Raw genomic sequence first — 17,633 nt, forward strand, 5'->3', positions numbered from 1 at the left:
GGCTAAAACGGAGGCATCCGTCGGAGAACGCAATGAAGCCGCGCCAAGCTTTTTTCGCCTGCCTGGAACGTTCACCCCCCGCGCTGTTTGAAGCAGCGCTGTGGATTGCTGCCGAACATGACCCGGCGGTGCAGCCGTTGGTGATCCTGCAGGACCTGATCTCGCTGGAACAACAGGTGAATGTGGGCATGCCCATGCTACCGGCGGATGAGCTCGGTCAACCGCTGCTGCGGCGCATGAATGACCTGGGGTTCGCCCAGGACGAATTCACCCCGCTGCGCCCCGCCGCTGCCTTGCTGGACAAGGTGCTGCAACGCAAGCGCGGGCAACCGTTGGCCATGGGCCTGATCGCGATGGAGCTGGCGCGGCGCCTGAATATTCCCATGGTCGGCGTCAACTTCCCCGGCCACTTCCTGCTGCGAGTCCCCGGCGCCGACCACCTGCTCGATCCGTGCGGCGGTCGGCGCCTCTACCCCAATGATTGCCGCGAGCTGCTGCAACGCCAATACGGCCCCAACCTCAAGTTGCAATCGGACCACCTGCACACCGCCGAACCCCGTTCGATCCTGCAACGCCTGTCGCGCAACCTGCGCCAACTGCACCTCTCCAATGACGAGCCGCTGGCGGCCCTGGTCGACGCCGAACGCGTGCTGGAACTGGGCAATGCCAGCGCCGCCGACTACCTGGCGCGCGCCAGCCTGTACCAACGCCTGGACTGCCCCAGCGCCGAACGCTTCGACCTGGAACATGCGCTGCTGCTCAGCGAAGACCCGATCCAGCGCCTGCGCCTGACCGAGCGGCTGGGGCACCTGCCCCCCAACTCCGTGGTGCATTGAACACCCTCTTTCCAGGAAAACACCGTCCTGTGGCGAGCGGGCTTGCCCTAATGCCGTTCAGTTAAGCGTACATCGCCTTCTGTAGGAGCGAGCTTGCTCGCGAAAAACGTCAACGATCACGCGTGTTTCCTGAATCAACGCGGCGCCTGTGAGTTCTTCGCGAGCAAGCTTGCTCCTACAAAAAAGCCTTAACTGAACGACATTAGGGCTTGCCCCGCGTTGGGCTGCGCAGCAGCCCCAATAAGAGCGCTGCAGTGTGCCAGGCAGCTCCGAGACTGTGTTTTGGGGCTGCTGCGCAGCCCAACGCGGGACAAGCCCGCTCGCCACAACAAGCCCGCTCGCCACAGTGATATTGCTCGCCGTAAATGCAGTATCGGGCCGGCTATCAGTGATTTAGGGGCCACCAGTGCTCTATACAAGTCTCCAGCGTCATGGGGTATCAGGTTGGTTCGCCGGATGCGCCTGCACAAACGCCGGATGTTGCTCCGCCAACGCCGCCACTCGCCCGATGCGCGGGTATGCCGCCAGCGGGACCTTGAAACGCTGCGCCGCGTACAACTGCGGGATCAAGAACACATCCGCCAGCCCCGGCTGCTCGCCAAAGCAAAAACCCTGATCGCCAATCAACTGCTCGACGGCAGCCAGGCCCTGGCTGATCCAATGACCGATCCATTCCAGCACTTGAGCCTCGTCATGCCCCCACTGGCGCAGCAGGTTCTGGGTGCTGGAGTTGTGCAGCGGGTGGATATCGCAGCCGATGATCGAAGCCACCCCGCGCGCATGGGCACGGGTCGCCAGGTCCTGCGCCAGCAGCGGCACCTGTAGATAACGTTCCTCCAGGTACTCGATGATCGCCAGGGATTGAATCAACAGCTCGCCGTCATCCGTGCGCAAGGCCGGCACACGGCCTTGCGGGTTGATCGCCAGGTACGCGGGCTGGTGATTGGCACCGCCAGGCGGCACCAGCAGGTTGACCGGTACAGCGCTGTAATCCAGGCCCTTGAGGGCCAGGGCAATACGCACCCGGTACGATGCGGTGGAGCGGTAGTAGGTATAAAGTTCCATTGCCCTGCCCCCCTAGCGCGCCGCAACCACGGTGCCACGGCATTCGCCAAACCCGATGGACGCAAAGCCTTCGCGGCTGCAGCGGGCGCGCAGGATGACTTCGTCGCCGTCCTCGAGGAATCGGCGCACCTCGCCGGAAGGCAGTTCGACCCCTTTCTTACCGCCCTCGGTCATCTCCAGCAGGCTGCCGAACTGCCCGGCTTCGGGCCCGGACAACGTGCCCGAACCGAACAGGTCACCGGCCTGCAACTGGCAGCCGTTGACGCTGTGGTGCGCCACCAATTGCGCGACGGTCCAGTACATATGCAGGGTGTTGCTCAGGGCCAGGCGATGGGCTGGCAGGTTCTGTTCGCGCATCGCGGCCGTGGTCAGCAGCACTTCCAGTTCGATATCGAAGGCGCCCGCCGCCTGGTCGCGTTGATCCAATAGGTACGGCAACGGTTGCGGGTCACCCTCAGGCCGCGCCGGTTGTGCCTTGCGAAACGGCTCCAGAGCTTCGGCCGTGATCACCCAGGGCGAGATGCTGGTGATAAAGCTCTTGGACAGGAACGGCCCCAGCGGCTGGTATTCCCAGGCCTGGATATCCCGCGCCGACCAGTCGTTGAGCAGGCAGAAACCGGCGATGTGGTCTGCCGCATCGCCAATGGCAATCGAATCGCCCATCGCATTGCCCTGGCCGATCCAGATACCCAGCTCCAACTCATAATCCAGGCGCGCGCAGGGACCGAATGTCGGCTCGGCCTGGCCGGCTGGCAAGGTCTGGCCTTTGGGACGACGCACGTCGGTGCCGGAGGGGCGAATGGTCGAGGCGCGGCCGTGATAACCAATCGGCACGTACTTGTAGTTGGGCAGCAAGGGGTTGTCGGGGCGGAACAATTTGCCGACATTCTGCGCATGCTCGATGCCGACGTAGAAGTCGGTGTAGTCGTTGATCTTCGCCGGCAAGTGCATCTGGCAATCGGCGGCGTGGTGCAGCACTTGGGCCTCACGCGCTTGCAGCGGGCTGCCCTCCCCCAGTAATTCCAACAGGCGCTCGCGCAGGGCCATGCGCGGGCCACGGCCCAGTTCGAAGAAGGCATTCAACTGTCCGCCGGTGGTGGCATCGACGGCGCGAAGCGCTTCGCCGTCAAACGCATCGCGCACGGCCAGCAGGTCGAGAATACAGTCGCCAATCGCCACGCCACTGCGCGGTGCCGAGCCATGGATACTGAACACGCCCAGCGGCAGGTTTTGCAGGGGGAAGTCGCGGTGACCATTGGCACTGGCGACCCAGCTGCGGGCAAGCGTTGGTTGCGTCATGGGTTATCTCCGGTTCGGGTTGAAGGTGGCGGGCAGCGAGGCCCAGCACGCGTCATAAGCGGGTTGCAGTTGCGGGCATTCCAGGGCGAACTGGGTCGGGCGCAGCACTTGGCTGGTCTCGAACATAAAGGCCATGGTGTTATCGATCTTGTGGGGCGCCAGCTCGACATTGATGGCCTTGGTGCAGGTCTCGCCATCCGGGCCGTGGGCGCTCATGCAGCTGTGCAGCGATGCACCGCCGGGCAGGAAACCGTCGGCCTTGGCATCGTAGACGCCCTGGATCAGGCCCATGTATTCGTTCATCAGGTTGCGGTGGAACCACGGTGGCCGGAAGGTGTTCTCGGCCACCATCCAGCGCGGTGGGAAGATCACAAAGTCGAGGTTGGCCAAGCCATGCACACTGGTGGGCGAGGTCAATACGGTGAAGATCGACGGGTCGGGGTGATCGAAGCTCACGGTGCCGATGGTGTTGAAGCGACGCAGATCGTATTTGTACGGCACATTGTTACCGTGCCAGGCCACCACGTTCAGCGGCGAGTGGTCCAGCTCGCAGGCCCACAGTTCACCGAGGAATTTCTGCACCAGGGTGGTGGGCTGCTTGAGGTCTTCGTAATGGGCGACGGGGCTCAGGAAGTCGCGGGGATTGGCCAGGCCATTGCTGCCAATCGGCCCCAGGTCCGGCAGGCGCAGCGGTGCGCCATGGTTCTCGGCGACGTAGCCACGCGCTTGCGCATCCAGCAATTCGACGCGGAACTTCAGGCCGCGCGGCAGTACGACGATTTCCAGCGGCTCAACCTCCAGCACCCCCAGTTCGGTGGCGATGCGCAAGCGGCCCTGCTCAGGCACGATCAACAGCTCGCCGTCGGCGTTGAAGAACACGCGCTCCATCGATCGGTTGGCGCGGTAGTGGTAGATGCTGATGCCCGCCGGTTTTTCCGACGCGCAATTGGCGACCATGCCGACAAGTCCCTCGATAAAATCCGTCGGCTCGCTCGGCAGCTCCAGCGGGTTCCAGCGCAGGCGATTGGGCGTGACCGCCCCCAGCGGGCCACCGGCCAATTGCCGCTCCAGCTTGACGAACGCCGGGTGGTTGGCCGACGGCTGGATGCGGTACAGCCAGGTACGGCGCGCTTCGCTGCGCACCATGGTGAAGGCCGTGCCGGAAAACAGTTCGGTGTAGAGACCGTAGGGCGCTTTTTGCGGGGAGTTCTGGCCGACGGGCAGCGCGCCGGGTAGGGCTTCGCTGGCGAATTCATTGCCGAAGCCCGACAGGTATTCGAGGTTCATGGATCATCCTCTGGCGGAAGTTGTTTTTATCGTAATCCAGTTACGCATAACGTAATTTGATCACTGCCGACCGTCAAGCTATAAAGACGCCCACTCATCTCTCGGATTCCCGCCCCTCCATGGAAAAGCCCCGCGACACCGGTAAACAGAAAGTCCGCTCGGCCGAAGTGGGCACCGATATCCTCAAGGCCCTGGCCGAACTGTCGCCCGCCACCTCGCTGTCGCGCCTGGCCGAACATGTGCAGATGCCGGCGAGCAAGGTGCACCGTTATCTCCAGGCGTTGATCGCCTCCGGTTTTGCCGAACAGAACACCGCCACCAACCATTACGGCCTGGGCCGCGAAGCCTTGCGCGTGGGCCTGGCCGCCCTGGGCAGTATGGACGTGTTGAAAGTCGGCGCCCTGCCCCTGGCCGAACTGCGCGACGAATTGAATGAAACCTGCTTCCTGGCGGTGTGGGGCAACCAGGGCGCGACCGTGGTGCAGATCGAGCCGGCGGTGCGCGCCGTGACGGTGGTGACGCAACTGGGCTCGGTACTGCCGCTGCTCAGCTCGTCCACCGGGCTGGTGTTCAGTGCCTTCCTGCCGTCGCGGGAAACCGTCGAATTGCGTGAACGCGAGATCGAGGCTGGCATCGCCCATGCCCTGGCCGACGACCAGGCTTATGCCCTCACCTGCGAACAGATCCGCCAGCGCGGCCTGCACTTTGTGCATGGCCTGCTGATGCCGGGGGTGGATGCATTGTCGGCGCCGGTGTTCAACGCGGTTGGCCAGGTGGCTGCAGTGATGACCGTGGTCGGCCCCACCTCACTGTTCCACGCCGACGAAGATGGCCCGGCGGCGCAGCGCTTGCTGGCGGCGACCCGGGCCGTGAGTTGGCGGATGGGCTACCAGCCCTGAGCTAGTCGTGCCACTGGGCCAGGGCAAGTGCCAGGCGGTTCTCGAGGGTGCGGATGGGGGCTGCGTCGCTGATGTAGTTATTGCTGATCATTGAAAACACCAGGCGCCGTCCCTCACTGTCGGTAATGTATCCGCTCAGTGATGACACACCGCCCATGGAGCCGGTCTTGGCGTGCAGGTTGTTTTCGGCGGCGGTGCCCCGCAGGCGATAACGCAGGCTGCCGCCGGTCATGCGCTCGGCATTGCCGGCAATCGGCAAGGCGTTGTACCAGGCGTCGAACCAGGATTGTTTCGAAGCGGCCAGCAACAGGTCGGTGAGATTTTGCGCCGACACCAGGTTGCGCCGCGACAAACCGGAGCCATCCACCTGGCTGAGCGTCGCCGGGTCCATGCCCTGGCGCTGCATAAACGCCGCGACTGCCGCCACGCCCGCCACCGCCGTGCCCGCATTGGAGGTTTTGCGGCCCATGGCCTTGAGCAGAGCTTCGGACATGTTGTTGTTCGAAAGCTTGAGCAGCGGCGTGATCAAATCTTGCAACGGCGCCGATCGATGCTCCGCCAACAGCGTCGCCGTCGCTGGGCTCACGCCCCCGAACACACGAGGGCCTAACACCTGGATACCCTGCTGCGCCAGCGCCTGCTCAAACAGATTGGCCACCAGTTGCGTCGGTTCCCACACACTCACCCACTGCCGGCTTTGCTTTCCCGGCGCCAGTGCACCGCTGAGTTGCAGCAGGTTGGTGCCGTGCTGGCGAGTGATGGCGTAGTTGTTGCCCGCGCCGCTCACCGCACGATTGCTGAGTTGCACATAGTCGGTGGCCGGGCTGATCGACACACTCACCGGCTGGCCGGCACTGAGCGGCGCCTTGGCGGTGACCAGCAAAGTGCCAGCATCAAAATCCGTATCGGGTGACACCGTCAGCGCCGAAATCTGCGCACCGTAGTAGGTGCTTTCGTCGTCCTGGGCCCAGTCGACGCCGAGGCGCTCGGTATCGAACCAGGTGTCATCGAACACCAAGTCACCCGACACCTGACGCACACCTTGGCTGGCCAACTGCGCGGCCAGGACCTGGTAGTCGGCGAACTGCGTTGTCGGGTCACCCAGGCCACGCAGGTACAGGTTGCCGATCAGGCGCTCGCCCTGGTGGCGGCCGTCGCTCAACAGTTGCGTGGAAAACCGGTAGTCCGGCCCGAGCACGTCCATCGCCGCCGCCGTGGTCAGCAGCTTGAGGTTGGACGCGGGAACCAAGCGCGTGCGCGGGTTGTGCTGGTAAAGCGTGGTGCCGCTGCGGGCATCGCGCACCATGACGGAAACCGTGGAGCCGTTCAGGGCAGGATCGGCCAGCAGGTGATCGAGTGTTGATGGTGTGGAAGGCGGCGAAACACTCGCACAGCCCCCCAGTAAAAAACTCACGTACAGCAGGTGTAGCCATCGCCCAAAGTGCATCAGTACTGTGTTCCGCAAAGCCATTAGTGGCCGCAACGCTAACAGCTCCGTACTCCTGTGGCGAGCGGGCCTGTCGTGGCGAGTTGGCTTGTTGTGGCGAGCGGGCTTGCCCCGCGTTGGGTGGCGAAGCCGCCCCAATAAGAGCGCTGCAGTGTGTCAGTCAGCTCCGGGGCTGAGTTTTTGGGCTGCTTCGCAGCCCAACGCGGGGCAAGCCCTAATGCCGTTCAGTTAAGGCTTTTTTGTAGGAGCGAGCTTGCTCGCGAAGAACTCACAGGCGCCGCGTTCATTCAGGAAACACGCGTTATCGTTGACGTTTTTCGCGAGCAAGAACTAGGCGTCCCCCTCGCTCCTACAGAAGGCGATGTACGCTTAACTGAATGGCATTAGGGCAAGCCCGCTCGCCACAACAAGCCCGCTTGCCACAACAAGCCTGCTAGCCATAACAAGCCTGCTAACCCCAACAAACCCGCCAGGCTTTAGAACTCCAGGGTGCTGGACACCGACACCTGCCGCGCATCACCTATCGACACGAAGTAGCGGCTGGCCGCCGAGGTGTAGTAGGTGCGGTCGAACAGGTTCTTCACGTTGAACTGGAACTTGACCTTCTGCCCGTCGATCTTGGTGTCATAGGTGGCAAACGCGTCGGCCACGGTGTAGCCCGGCAAATCGAAGTCGTTGGCGGCATCGCCTGCGCGCTCGCCGACGTAGCGCGCTCCGGTCCCCACCCGCAACTGGTCGCCACCGAAAATAGTGCCGAAGTCATAGGCCACCGACAACGAACCGGTGTGCCTGGCCACGTTTTGCAGGCGGTTGCCTTGCAGCGTCGGGTCGTTGTCCTTGACGTCTTCGGCGTCGGTGAAGGCATAGCTGCCGATCAGGCTCCACTTGTCGGTCAACTGGCCGCTGGCGTCCAGTTCCAGGCCACGGGAACGCACTTGCCCGGCAATGCTGTAGATCGTGTTGGCACCGGAGCCCACCGACACCAGCACATTGCGCTTGTCGATGTTGAACAACGCCACGCTGGCGGTCACGCGCCCAGGTATGTCGAGCTTGGCCCCCAGTTCCCAGGACTTGGATTCCTCCGGCGTGAGGTCGCCGGTCAACGTGCTGCCATCGGCCAAGGCGGCGATGGTGGAGTTGGGTTTGAACGACTCGGTGTAGCTGCCGTAGAACGACAGCTCATCAGTGTAGCGATACACCAGGCCGGCCCGCGGCACCCAGGCCTGGCCATTGCCATCGGTGTTGGCCTTGAACGGCACGCCCTTGCCGGCGTATTGGTCATACATCTGGTAGCGCACACCGCCCACCAGAATCCACTGGTCGGTCAGGTGAATGGCGTCCTGGAAGAACAGCGAGTCGCTGCGCAACAGGTCGGTCTGGGCACTGTCGGCGGCGCTGACGGTGGTGCCCGCAACTTCGTTGCCATACACCGGGTTGTTGTAGTTGAACGTGCCGCGCGAGTTCTGGCGGATCAGGTCGGCGCGGTAGATCTTGCGGTATTCGTCATCCAGGCCGAACACCAGGTCATGCTGCATGCCCAGCACGTTCACCTTGCCTTCCAGGCTGGCCGTGGTGAAACGGTCGGTGGTGATCGCGCCCCGGGTGCCGTCCATTCTGCGGGTCAGGGTGCCATTGTCATTCACCGCGCTGACGCGCACTTGGCTGGCGTCGTAGGTTTCACGGTTCCAGCTGTAGCCGAAATGCGCCTTCCAGTCGTCGTTGAGGTCGTGGTCGGCCTCGAAACGGTACAGGTCGGAACGGCCCTCCATGTTGTTGAACGGTTCGTCCAGGCGCCGCGTGGAGGGGATGTCCAGTGGGTGGTTGGACTTGTCGATCGCGGTGCCACGGTCGAACGGCGAGAGGAATTCACGGTGCTCATAGGCGAACAGCAGCTTGGTGGTGTCGCCGTACCAGGCCAGGGACGGCGCCACCAGCGATTCGCGGTGGGTGCCGAAGTTGCGCCAGTAGTCTTCGTCTTCATGGTCGACGATCAAGCGATAAGCGAGGCCCGAATCACCGATGGGGCCGGTGGTATCGAGGTTGCCACCGCTGCCGTTCTTGCCATCGCCAAAGGTGGAACCGCGCACGGTCAGAGCGGTGGATTGGCTCAGCTCGGGCTTTTTGCTGACGATATTGACCACGCCGCCCGGGTCTTGGATGCCGTACAGCAGCGACGATGGCCCCTTGAGCACTTCAACGCGTTCTGCCGTGGCGTTCAGCGCGCGGCCCTGCACCACCGGCATGCCGTCTTGCATGATCGAGCCGTTACGGTTGTCGCCAAAGCCACGCAGCATTACCGCGTCCTGGGTGCTGGCCAGGGTGTTGGCCTGGGTGATGCCGCTGATATTGGCCAGGGCGTCATCCAGGTTGCGCGGGGTCTGGTCGCGCAATACTTGGGCGGGTACGACGTTGACGGTCTGCGGGGTTTCCAGCAGCAAAGCATGGGAGCGCATCACCGAACTGGTGGGCGGAGGCTGGTAGCTGGTGCTGTCCTGGGCCTGGCCGACACCGCTGATGGTGGTCGCGCCGAGGTTCACCGCACCGTCGGTGGGCAGCGGTTCCAGGGCCAGGGTGCGCGCGTCGATCTGGCGGAAGGTCAAGCCGGAGCCGCCCAGCAAGCGTTGCAGGGCCTGGGTGGCGCTCATCGGCCCACTGACCGCCGGGGCGTTGAGACCATAGGGGGCTTCATCGGTGTAGATCACGCTGATGCCGGTCACCCGGCTGAAATCGCTCAGCGCCTGGGGCAGCGGCTTGGCGGCCTGGGCAAAGTTGAACTGAGCGCTTTGCTGCTCCTGCGCCTGCGCCACGCTCAAGGGCAGCAATGCCAGCCCAGACACCGTCAATACCGAGGCTCCCAGCCACTGTTTTACCCAACCGCCCGCCGTCGACTTCATGCTGTGAGAACCCGTGTAGAAAACGCTGTTAATGCGAATAGATCGCAGTTTCAAGCACTACACGGATGGGCTGTCGAAAAACCTCACATTTATTTGCAGATATTTTTTATTTATTGCGCCTGAATGCGGAAACCCATGCGTGGGAAATGCACATGCACGGTGCCAGCGCGTTCATCGGTACGCCGCAGGATCAGCTCTTCGCGCCCGACAAACCGCAGCTCGCCGGCCACCGGGTCAACGCCATAATCCGTGGCGCTGATCGTCACCGGCTGCCCGGCCTTGAAACCATTCAGGTCGTCGAACAGTTCATCGGGCAGCGCGGCTGGCGTGGCGTTTCGCGCCACCTCCAAGGCGTGCTCGGCAGTCATCTCACTGGCGGTGCCATGACCAACGCTCAGCACCCGCTCCAGCCAGGCCGCGACAGCGGGGTACGTATCCACCAGCGGCGCCGTCACCGTCGAGCCTTTGAGGAACCACAGCGGATGGGCCAGGGCGAAGTCGGCAATCGAAGGCTCACCGAACAGGAAATCCCCCACCGAGTGCTGCAACTGCTGCTCAATGCGACCGGCCAGCGCCGGCCATTGATGCAAGGCCACCTCCAAGGACACCCGCGCCGCACTGCCACCGCTGAACAGTTTGCTGCGGTCGTCCACCAGCACCTGGAGCAGGTGCGGCGGCACCTTGGCAAACTTGACCGCCAGGGATTCAGGCTGGAACACCAGCGCCACGGCATGGGCGAATACCACCGAATCCGCCCAGGCCGCAAAGCCCTGGGTGACCAGTTCCAGGCCCTGGGGAAACAGCGTCGGTGCCACTTTTTCCTGCTCCAGGCGGCGGGCGATCAAGGCGGTGTCGCAGTAAATATCGGCGCCGACCTGCAACACCGGCGTCTTGCGATAGCCCCCGGTCAAGGCGGTCAGATCAGGCTTGGGCATCACCGGCGAGATAAGCACCGAGCGCCACGACAACCCCTTGAACCCCAGGAGCAGGCGGGCTTTTTCAGCAAAGGGGGACTGCGGGTAGTGGTGCAGGATCAACTCAGACATGCCAGGCTCCGCTCAATGGAATGAACCGCTAGCTTAGCCCGCAAAACCGTACGTGGGGACGATGGGAACCCATCACTCAAATCAATGAACCACTCGCGGCCAGGCACTCCTTGGCACTTTTTTTCAGCTTCTTGATCAGCCGTTCCTGGCGCAGCGCCTCGCCCTTGCTCGCGCACTGCTCGGTGTAGACCAACGCCACGGCGGGGCTGGACAAAAAGAACCGCGCGCCCTTGCCGCTTTGATGAGAAGCAAAGCGGCGCACCGGGTCGTTGCTGATGCCGCAATAGAGTGAGCCATTGGCGGCACGCACCAGGTACACGAACCAGGGTTTGGCTTGAGTGGGAGTCATCATGAATCGATTTCGGCAAACCAGAAGAGCGCTGATCTTATCAACGACCGGCCTGGAATGCCTTCAAGCCTTTGAGCGCTTGGGCACGCACCGCGTTTTTCAATGCCGGCGACCAGCCCAGCAACAGCCCCTTGAGGCCCAGGGCCTGGCGCGACCAACGCCACAGGTCGAAATGGTCGTGGTGCTCGCAGATCTTGCCGTCGCGAAACACAAACCGCGCGCCGATGTCGTTGACCACGGTATTGCCGGTCGCGCTGAACAGGTAAGTCGCCACCCAATGCGCGCTGCCGGTGCGCTCATCGCTGCGCACATGGTCGAACGTCAGGGAAAAGTCCTTGGCCCGCGTGGTGAGCATGCGCCACATATCCCCGGCATCACGCCCGCGTAACTCGCCGAACGCCGGGTCGCTGAAGACCACATCGTCGGTGTAGCAGGCGGCCATGGCTTCGGCATCCAGGCGCTGGAAGGCGCTGTAGAACTCGGTGATCAGGGCGTTATGGGCATCACTCATGGGCGGGGTCCTTTGGCGTCAGAAGAGTTGACGCACGATAAGCCGGTCGCGCCGCCAAGGCTACTGTCATTCACTGTGCAAATGAGTGGGCTTGCTTAATGCCAGTCAGTCAAGGAGGAACACTGTAACTGTGGCGAGCGGGCTTGCCCTAATGCCGTTCAGTTAAGGCTTTTTTGTAGGAGCGAGCTTGCTCGCGAAGAACTCACAGGCGCCGCGTTGATTCAGGAAACACGCGTGATCGTTGACGTTTTTCGCGAGCAAGCTCGCTCCTACAAGAAGGCGATGTACGCTTAACTGAACGGCATTAGGGCTTGCCCCGCGTTGGGCTGCGCAGCAGCCCCAAAACCTCAGGCCGCAGTCCATCTGAAACAGCGCGGTGATCTTAGTGGGGCTGCTTCGCAGCCCAACGCGGGGCAAGCCCGCTCGCCACAGCTAGCCCGCTCGCCACGGGATTTGTCCGTTCTATCTCTTAACTGGCTGGCATCAGGGCACCATCCCACTGCTGCGGGCGTAGGCGAACAAATCCACGTCAGTGGAAATACACAACCGGTTCATCGCGGTGCTTTTCTGCTTGCTGATCGTCGAGATACTCCGGTTGACCCGCGCGGCGATCTGGCTGACGGTCATGCCGCTGGCGAGCATGCGCACCACCTCGCGCTCCTTGCCGGACAATTGCGGCACGGCTTGCTGATCCCCGGTACCCGCCTCCACCAGTTGCTGACGCAGGCATTCGCTGATGAACGTCTTGCCGGTGCTGATCGATTGAATGGCTTGAGGCAACTCCCTGGCCGATGCACTTTTAGCAATGATGGCCCGGGCGCCGTGGGCGAAGGACGTGCGCAATGTCGCGACGTTGGCGAACATGGTGACCAGAATCACCGGGAGCTCGGGGTGCTTGCGATGCATCAGGCTCAGCAGGCTATAACCATCGGCCTGCTGGTTACCCGGCATGGCGAAATCAGTCACCACGATATCGCAGGGTGTGCTGTCGATCAGCGCCAGCAATTGATCGGGCCCGTCGGCCTCGCCCACCACTTTGCAGCGACCGTTGGCTTCAATCACCACTTTTTGGCCGATACGTACAATCGGATGGTCGTCGGCAATAATTACTCGAAGCATTAGAACCACCATGATGGCAACTTGATTCGGGCAAAAATAGCGCCGGATGCAACCCGCAACAACCGGCAAAAACAGCAGTAGCAGCAGGTGGCCCAGCAATCTATGAGAGCAAGATTTTCACCTACAAAACAAAAAGAACACGGCTACAGAAAAAACCTACGCAAACCTTAATAAAAGTCCTACACATCAACACTAAAGAGCTTTCAGATATTCCACATAACGAACCAAGTCTTGCCGTAACCCAAACAACGCCCTGGCATGCAACGCCACCCCATCACGCGTCACGGCGCTGATCAACTGGATGCCGCGCGCCTCCAGCGGAGTGCCCCCCAGGAACGCCACGCTTCCGATCAGGCGGTGCAAGTGCTGTGCTGTCTGGTCCGCATCCACATGCGCCATGGCATGGGACAAGGCTTGCAAATCCTGGCGTACCTCCTGCACCAGGCTGGCCAGCATCCCATCCAGCACTTGCGCACTACCAAACAGTTGCACCAGCCTGGCGCGCGTCGGCCAATCCTCTTCTCGGGTGCGCGGCACGTCTGTCACCAGTGGGGTGCCGTCCGCCAACCAATACAGCAAGACATTGCGCAGTTGACCGAACGTCAGGGGCTTGATCAGCCAGGCATTGATGCCCGCGTCCAGGCATTGGTGGACTTCATTCGGCCCAAGGTTGGAGGTCAAGGCAACGATCGGTACGGGCTCGGCCATCGACTCACGCTCTCGACGGCGCACTTCATGGGCCAAGGCATAACCATTCATGACCGGCATCTGGCAGTCCGTGAGGATCAGGTCGAACGGTTGCCCATCGAGCGCGGCAAGCGCGGCCTGGCCATCACCGCAGGTCTCGCAGCCCAACCCCAACTGCTGCAGCATCGCGCTCATCATCATGCGATAGGCAGGATGGTCGTCGACTACCAGCACTGTGCAATCCTGCCAATGGGCAGGCGAGGCATTTGACGGCAGCGGATCATCCCCAGCGCCGTCGACTGGGCGAATGTCCGATGACATGACTACCTCGACTTACCGCAATGCGCGGGCCTGGATGGAACGCCCCTACAAAACAGGCATAGATCGGCGGCAGTGGCCCGCACGCCTATATCGGCAAGGCGAGCCATCCTGTTGAGAATCTTTTTTACTAATCAGAGGGAAGAAAATATTTGAAGCGAGGCGTGCCGGCGATACAACAACTACGAAAAGTTAATAAAACCTACACATAGACAAGCCCGTTCCGACATCAGTTATTGCACGTGCGCAAGATCCACTCACTCTCGTAATTGTTGTATTTGCGCCAACACCGACGACCGATAAATTGCGCCGCATCCCACGGAGAGGGACGACCAGCCATCACGCCGGTCGCTGAAAACCAGACGGCATCTCCTGTTTTCCTGCCGTCAGCAAGCCTTGCACCGGAACTTCAAAACATGAAAAAGCCCCTAGCAGCACTCGCCACTCTCGTCATGCTCGCCACCTCAGGTGCTGCGGTTGCCGCCAGCAGTGTGGACCTGACCGTCACTGGCCTGATCACCCCGACGGCGTGCACGCCATCCTTGTCCGCTAATGGCGTCGTCGATCACGGCAAGATTTCGGCCAAGGACCTCAGCCCGACCAATTGGACCCGTCTCCCTACATCCGTCTTGAAACTGACCATCGGCTGCGACGCCCATACCCTGTTCGCGGTCCAGGCAACCGATAACCGGGCAGGCTCGGCCACCTACTCGAATAGTTTCGGCCTGGGCTTCGTCAACGGTACGCAAAAACTCGGCCAGTACGATCTGGAGTATGGGAACCCTGTCAACGGCGACGGCGGCCCCCTCTACCCGATTCTCTCGAGGGATGGCGGCCTGACCTGGATGAACAATGAAGAAGCCATCACCAGTCCTTTGGAGCTGCTGGGGTTTCGTGACAGGCCAACCGGTCGAGAGGGCCCTATCCCCCTCAAAAACGTCACTGCAGACCTGATGGTCACTACCTTTATCAACGCCACCAACAGTTGGGACATGGGCCAGGAAGAGGTTGAAATCGACGGCCTCGCCACGCTTGAAGTCAAGTACCTGTAGCACGCAGGCATGAAGCATACCGCCCTCCTCCCTGCCCTGCATGGGAGCCCCCCTATCGACGGTTGCGCCACACTGCCAGCGGCCGGCTTGCAGATGGTTCCCGTCTTCAATCAGGACGATTACCCATGGATAGATTCACCTCAGGCCTCGTGGCCAGCCTGCTGATTGCCTGCGCACCCGCGACTTTCGCGGCCAGCAGCACCAGTTTGAGTGTCGGCGGGACCATCACGCCCAGTTCCTGCACACCGACGTTGTCCAGCGGCGGCATCGTCGACCACGGCAAGCTGACGGTAAAGGACCTCAACCCAGAGCAGCCCACCCGCCTGCCAACCGGCGAGTTGCTACTGGAAGTCAATTGCGAGGCGGCCACCTTCTTTACCCTGACCACCGTCGACAACCGCGCCGGTACGTCGGCCATTCACCCCGCCAGCCATGGCCTGGGCACCATCAACGACGACCAAATGCTGGGCAGCGCCGCCTTCAGCGTGTTCGACGCGGTGGCCGACACTCAACCGGTGCACGCCATCATATCCAGCAACGGCGGCAGCAGTTGGCGGATCTCGTCATACCTGGGCCACGCCGGTATCACAGCCTTTGCCGCCCCGGCAGACCTCTATACGCCCATCGCCATCAAGGTGCTGAACGCCCGCTTGAGCGCCTTCACCACCCTGGTACCGGCCAAGGACCTGCCCCTGGTGGACGAAGTGCCCATCGATGGCAGCGCCACCCTTCAAGTGAAGTACCTGTAATTCCCTGACCCTGATCCCTTCTACCAAGAATATTCCTCATCATGAAGACCACACTTAAAAGCCTGATCAGCTGTTGCTTGCTCGGCAGTCTTGCACCTGCATTCGCCGCCTCCACTGTCGACCTGAGCGTCAAGGGGTTGATCACCCCCAGCTCCTGCACACCCAGCCTATCGGCGGGTGGGCAGATCGATTACGGCAAGGTGGCGGCGAAAGACCTGAACCAGACCTCAACAACAAAGCTGGCAGAGAACCGGTTACTGCTGAAAATCGACTGCGAGGGCCCGACCGCCATGGCGTTCAAGCTCATCGACAATCAGCCGGATACCAGCAGTAATTATTGGTATCTGGGGCTGGGCCTGACACCGGCCCAAGAGAAGATCGGCCTGGTCCGTATCACCTTTGAAAACTCCACGACCGATAACCAAACCGTACACATCAGCGAGTCGGAAGACGGTGGCAAAACCTGGAGCCGTAACAATGGCCAAGGGTTTTACATCGGCGACTCACTGCATGCCCCCAGCAATCCGACTGACCCGACACAGCCTATCCCCAGCACGCACTTTGCGACCGACTTGAAGATCTATGCGGAGATTGCCCGTGCCGACGGCCTGACCCTGACAGAAGAAGTCGCCTTCCGGGCCAGCGGTACCGTTGAAGTCCATTACCTCTAAAACCCCCACAGGGATTTTGCCCGATGAATCGACCTATCCACTGTTTGGCACTTACCTTGCTCGCCTTGCACCTGACGCCCTCCTTCGCCAGATCCGCCGTGGACTTGGATATAGCCGGTCGCATCACGCCCCAGGCCTGCTCGGTTTCGCTGTCTGACAGCGGCCTGGTCGATTACGGCAAGATCCCGGCACGCACGCTGAACCTGACTGACTTCACCGTGCTGCCCAACCAGCAAATGGGGCTGAGCATCAGTTGCGAAGGCCCAACCCTGTTTGCCCTCACAGGCATCGACAACCAGGGCAATTCGTCCCCGGACCCGCAGGTGTTCTACGGCTTGGGCATGAACATCCATGCGCCGAGCGAACGCCTGGGGCACGTCAGTTTGTCACTGCGCGGCCCAGTGGGGGACAACGCCACCTTGCAGACCCTGACCTCGGCGGACAATGGCGCCACCTGGACACCCGAGCCCCACGCCTACCCACGCAAACTCATGGCATTCGCCCCGGCCGGCGTGCTGTTGCCCGGGCCCTTGCGCCAACTGGTGGCGAGCCTGCGGGTGGACACGTCCATCAGCCCGGCCAACACCCTGACCCTGAAAGAAGAAGTCCCCCTCGACGGTTCGATCACCCTGGACCTCAAGTACCTCTAATCCTCGCGAGTAATGACGATGTACAGCTCTTTATCAACCTGGCATTGGATCGGCCTTACCCTTGGCCTCTTGTGCGTTGCCACCGCCAGCCTGGCCGATGGCATGGTGCCGGACACGTCGGTGGTGCTCGTCTATGAAGCAGATGGCGAAGCCTCTGTGTCAGTGAGCAACACCGATAACAAAGTGGCCCTGATGCACGTGACCCTTGAGAACATCCCCGAGGACCCCGAAACCCTGTTGTTCGTCACCCCGCCCCTGAGCCGGGTCGAAGCGTCCAAAAGCCAGCTGGTGCGTTTCATCCTGCAAAGCCAGGAACCGTTGAAGACCCAGCGCCTCAAGCGGGTGATTTTCGAAGGCATGCCTGCCCAGCAGGACCGCAACCGGGCCGGGCGCGCCCAAGTGGGTGTGACCGTGCGCCAGAACCTGCCGGTGATCATTCACCCCAAAGGCCTGGCGCGTAACCGCGAGCCTTGGCTGGGCCTGACCTGGCATTTGGACAATGACCAACTGAGCGTGCGTAACCCCACGCCGTACGTGGTACGCCTGGCCCAGGAGCTGCAATTGCTGCCTGGTAACGGCTCGGCCATGTTGCCGCGCACCTACGTGTTGCCAGGCGAAACACTGACGGTGACGACCAATGGCGCGGCAGCCACCACCGTACGCCTGCAACCGGCCACGGTGTATGGCTTTGCAGTACCGGCTCACGACGCCGCGATCAGCCTGTAACTCAGCGCCGCCCAGGGACGTAACGGCG

Annotated in this window: 17 protein-coding genes; 7 read left to right on the forward strand and 10 right to left on the reverse strand. The window is 61.9% G+C overall.

Features of this window, described 5'->3' with window-relative positions; all coding sequences use genetic code 11:
• Positions 1-32: 32 nt before the first annotated feature.
• A complete protein-coding gene (locus tag AC1Q6I_RS08520) occupies positions 33-836 on the forward strand; it encodes a SirB1 family protein (protein WP_069075328.1) in 804 nt (267 codons plus the stop codon).
• 429 nt (positions 837-1,265) lie between these two features.
• Here the strand turns inward: AC1Q6I_RS08520 and maiA are convergent, their stop codons facing one another.
• The 3 genes from maiA to hmgA are packed head-to-tail and all read right to left on the reverse strand — an operon-like array spanning position 1,266 to position 4,487.
• A complete protein-coding gene (gene maiA, locus AC1Q6I_RS08525; protein ID WP_102625277.1) occupies positions 1,266-1,901 on the reverse strand; it encodes a maleylacetoacetate isomerase in 636 nt (211 codons plus the stop codon).
• A 12-nt stretch (positions 1,902-1,913) separates the two neighbouring features.
• Positions 1,914-3,200 (reverse strand): fumarylacetoacetase, encoded by a 1,287-nt coding sequence (gene fahA / locus AC1Q6I_RS08530; protein ID WP_102625276.1) that lies wholly within the window; start codon positions 3,198-3,200, stop codon positions 1,914-1,916.
• A 3-nt stretch (positions 3,201-3,203) separates the two neighbouring features.
• Positions 3,204-4,487 carry a homogentisate 1,2-dioxygenase gene (gene hmgA / locus AC1Q6I_RS08535; RefSeq protein ID WP_024073593.1) on the reverse strand — a complete coding sequence of 428 codons (1,284 nt, stop codon included), beginning with the start codon at positions 4,485-4,487 and terminating at the stop codon, positions 3,204-3,206.
• A 119-nt stretch (positions 4,488-4,606) separates the two neighbouring features.
• On the opposite strand from hmgA, the gene AC1Q6I_RS08540 reads away from it, so the two are divergent.
• A complete protein-coding gene (locus tag AC1Q6I_RS08540) occupies positions 4,607-5,386 on the forward strand; it encodes an IclR family transcriptional regulator (RefSeq protein WP_102625275.1) in 780 nt (259 codons plus the stop codon).
• 1 nt (position 5,387) lies between these two features.
• Here AC1Q6I_RS08540 and dacB read toward each other — a convergent pair whose 3' ends face one another.
• The 7 genes from dacB to AC1Q6I_RS08575 all read right to left on the reverse strand — a co-directional run bounded on the left by dacB (position 5,388) and on the right by AC1Q6I_RS08575 (position 13,760).
• Complete coding sequence (gene dacB, locus AC1Q6I_RS08545) at positions 5,388-6,833, reverse strand: D-alanyl-D-alanine carboxypeptidase/D-alanyl-D-alanine endopeptidase (protein WP_102625284.1); 1,446 nt, start codon at positions 6,831-6,833, stop codon at positions 5,388-5,390.
• A gap of 476 nt (positions 6,834-7,309) precedes the next feature.
• Positions 7,310-9,727, reverse strand: coding sequence for a TonB-dependent siderophore receptor (locus AC1Q6I_RS08550; RefSeq protein WP_102625763.1), 2,418 nt, complete (start codon positions 9,725-9,727; stop codon positions 7,310-7,312).
• A gap of 110 nt (positions 9,728-9,837) precedes the next feature.
• A complete protein-coding gene (locus tag AC1Q6I_RS08555) occupies positions 9,838-10,773 on the reverse strand; it encodes a glutathione S-transferase family protein (RefSeq protein ID WP_102625762.1) in 936 nt (311 codons plus the stop codon).
• A 76-nt stretch (positions 10,774-10,849) separates the two neighbouring features.
• Positions 10,850-11,125, reverse strand: a complete 276-nt coding sequence (locus AC1Q6I_RS08560; RefSeq protein WP_102625761.1) for a GIY-YIG nuclease family protein — start codon at positions 11,123-11,125, stop codon at positions 10,850-10,852.
• Between the two features lie 37 nt (positions 11,126-11,162).
• Positions 11,163-11,633: a nuclear transport factor 2 family protein gene (locus AC1Q6I_RS08565; protein ID WP_069075309.1), complete on the reverse strand. Its 471-nt coding sequence runs from the start codon at positions 11,631-11,633 to the stop codon at positions 11,163-11,165.
• Between the two features lie 483 nt (positions 11,634-12,116).
• The gene (locus tag AC1Q6I_RS08570; protein ID WP_024073586.1) at positions 12,117-12,752 is read right to left on the reverse strand and encodes a response regulator; all 636 of its coding nucleotides are present in this window, start codon (positions 12,750-12,752) and stop codon (positions 12,117-12,119) included.
• A 192-nt stretch (positions 12,753-12,944) separates the two neighbouring features.
• Positions 12,945-13,760 (reverse strand): response regulator, encoded by an 816-nt coding sequence (locus AC1Q6I_RS08575; protein ID WP_102625657.1) that lies wholly within the window; start codon positions 13,758-13,760, stop codon positions 12,945-12,947.
• A gap of 413 nt (positions 13,761-14,173) precedes the next feature.
• Here AC1Q6I_RS08575 and AC1Q6I_RS08580 point away from each other — a divergent pair, with 413 nt between their 5' ends.
• From AC1Q6I_RS08580 to AC1Q6I_RS08600, 5 genes are all read left to right on the forward strand, one after another.
• Complete coding sequence (locus tag AC1Q6I_RS08580) at positions 14,174-14,809, forward strand: DUF1120 domain-containing protein (protein WP_024073583.1); 636 nt, start codon at positions 14,174-14,176, stop codon at positions 14,807-14,809.
• Between the two features lie 125 nt (positions 14,810-14,934).
• Positions 14,935-15,558, forward strand: coding sequence for a DUF1120 domain-containing protein (locus AC1Q6I_RS08585; protein WP_102625658.1), 624 nt, complete (start codon positions 14,935-14,937; stop codon positions 15,556-15,558).
• A 41-nt stretch (positions 15,559-15,599) separates the two neighbouring features.
• The gene (locus AC1Q6I_RS08590; protein WP_024073581.1) at positions 15,600-16,229 is read left to right on the forward strand and encodes a DUF1120 domain-containing protein; all 630 of its coding nucleotides are present in this window, start codon (positions 15,600-15,602) and stop codon (positions 16,227-16,229) included.
• A gap of 23 nt (positions 16,230-16,252) precedes the next feature.
• Positions 16,253-16,879, forward strand: a complete 627-nt coding sequence (locus tag AC1Q6I_RS08595) for a DUF1120 domain-containing protein (RefSeq protein ID WP_024073580.1) — start codon at positions 16,253-16,255, stop codon at positions 16,877-16,879.
• A 12-nt stretch (positions 16,880-16,891) separates the two neighbouring features.
• Entirely contained in the window at positions 16,892-17,605 is a 714-nt protein-coding gene (locus AC1Q6I_RS08600) for a fimbria/pilus chaperone family protein (RefSeq protein ID WP_102625659.1), read from the forward strand.
• The last annotated feature ends 28 nt before the right edge of the window (positions 17,606-17,633 follow it).

This window comes from Pseudomonas sp. MPR-R2A5, assembly GCF_058793055.1.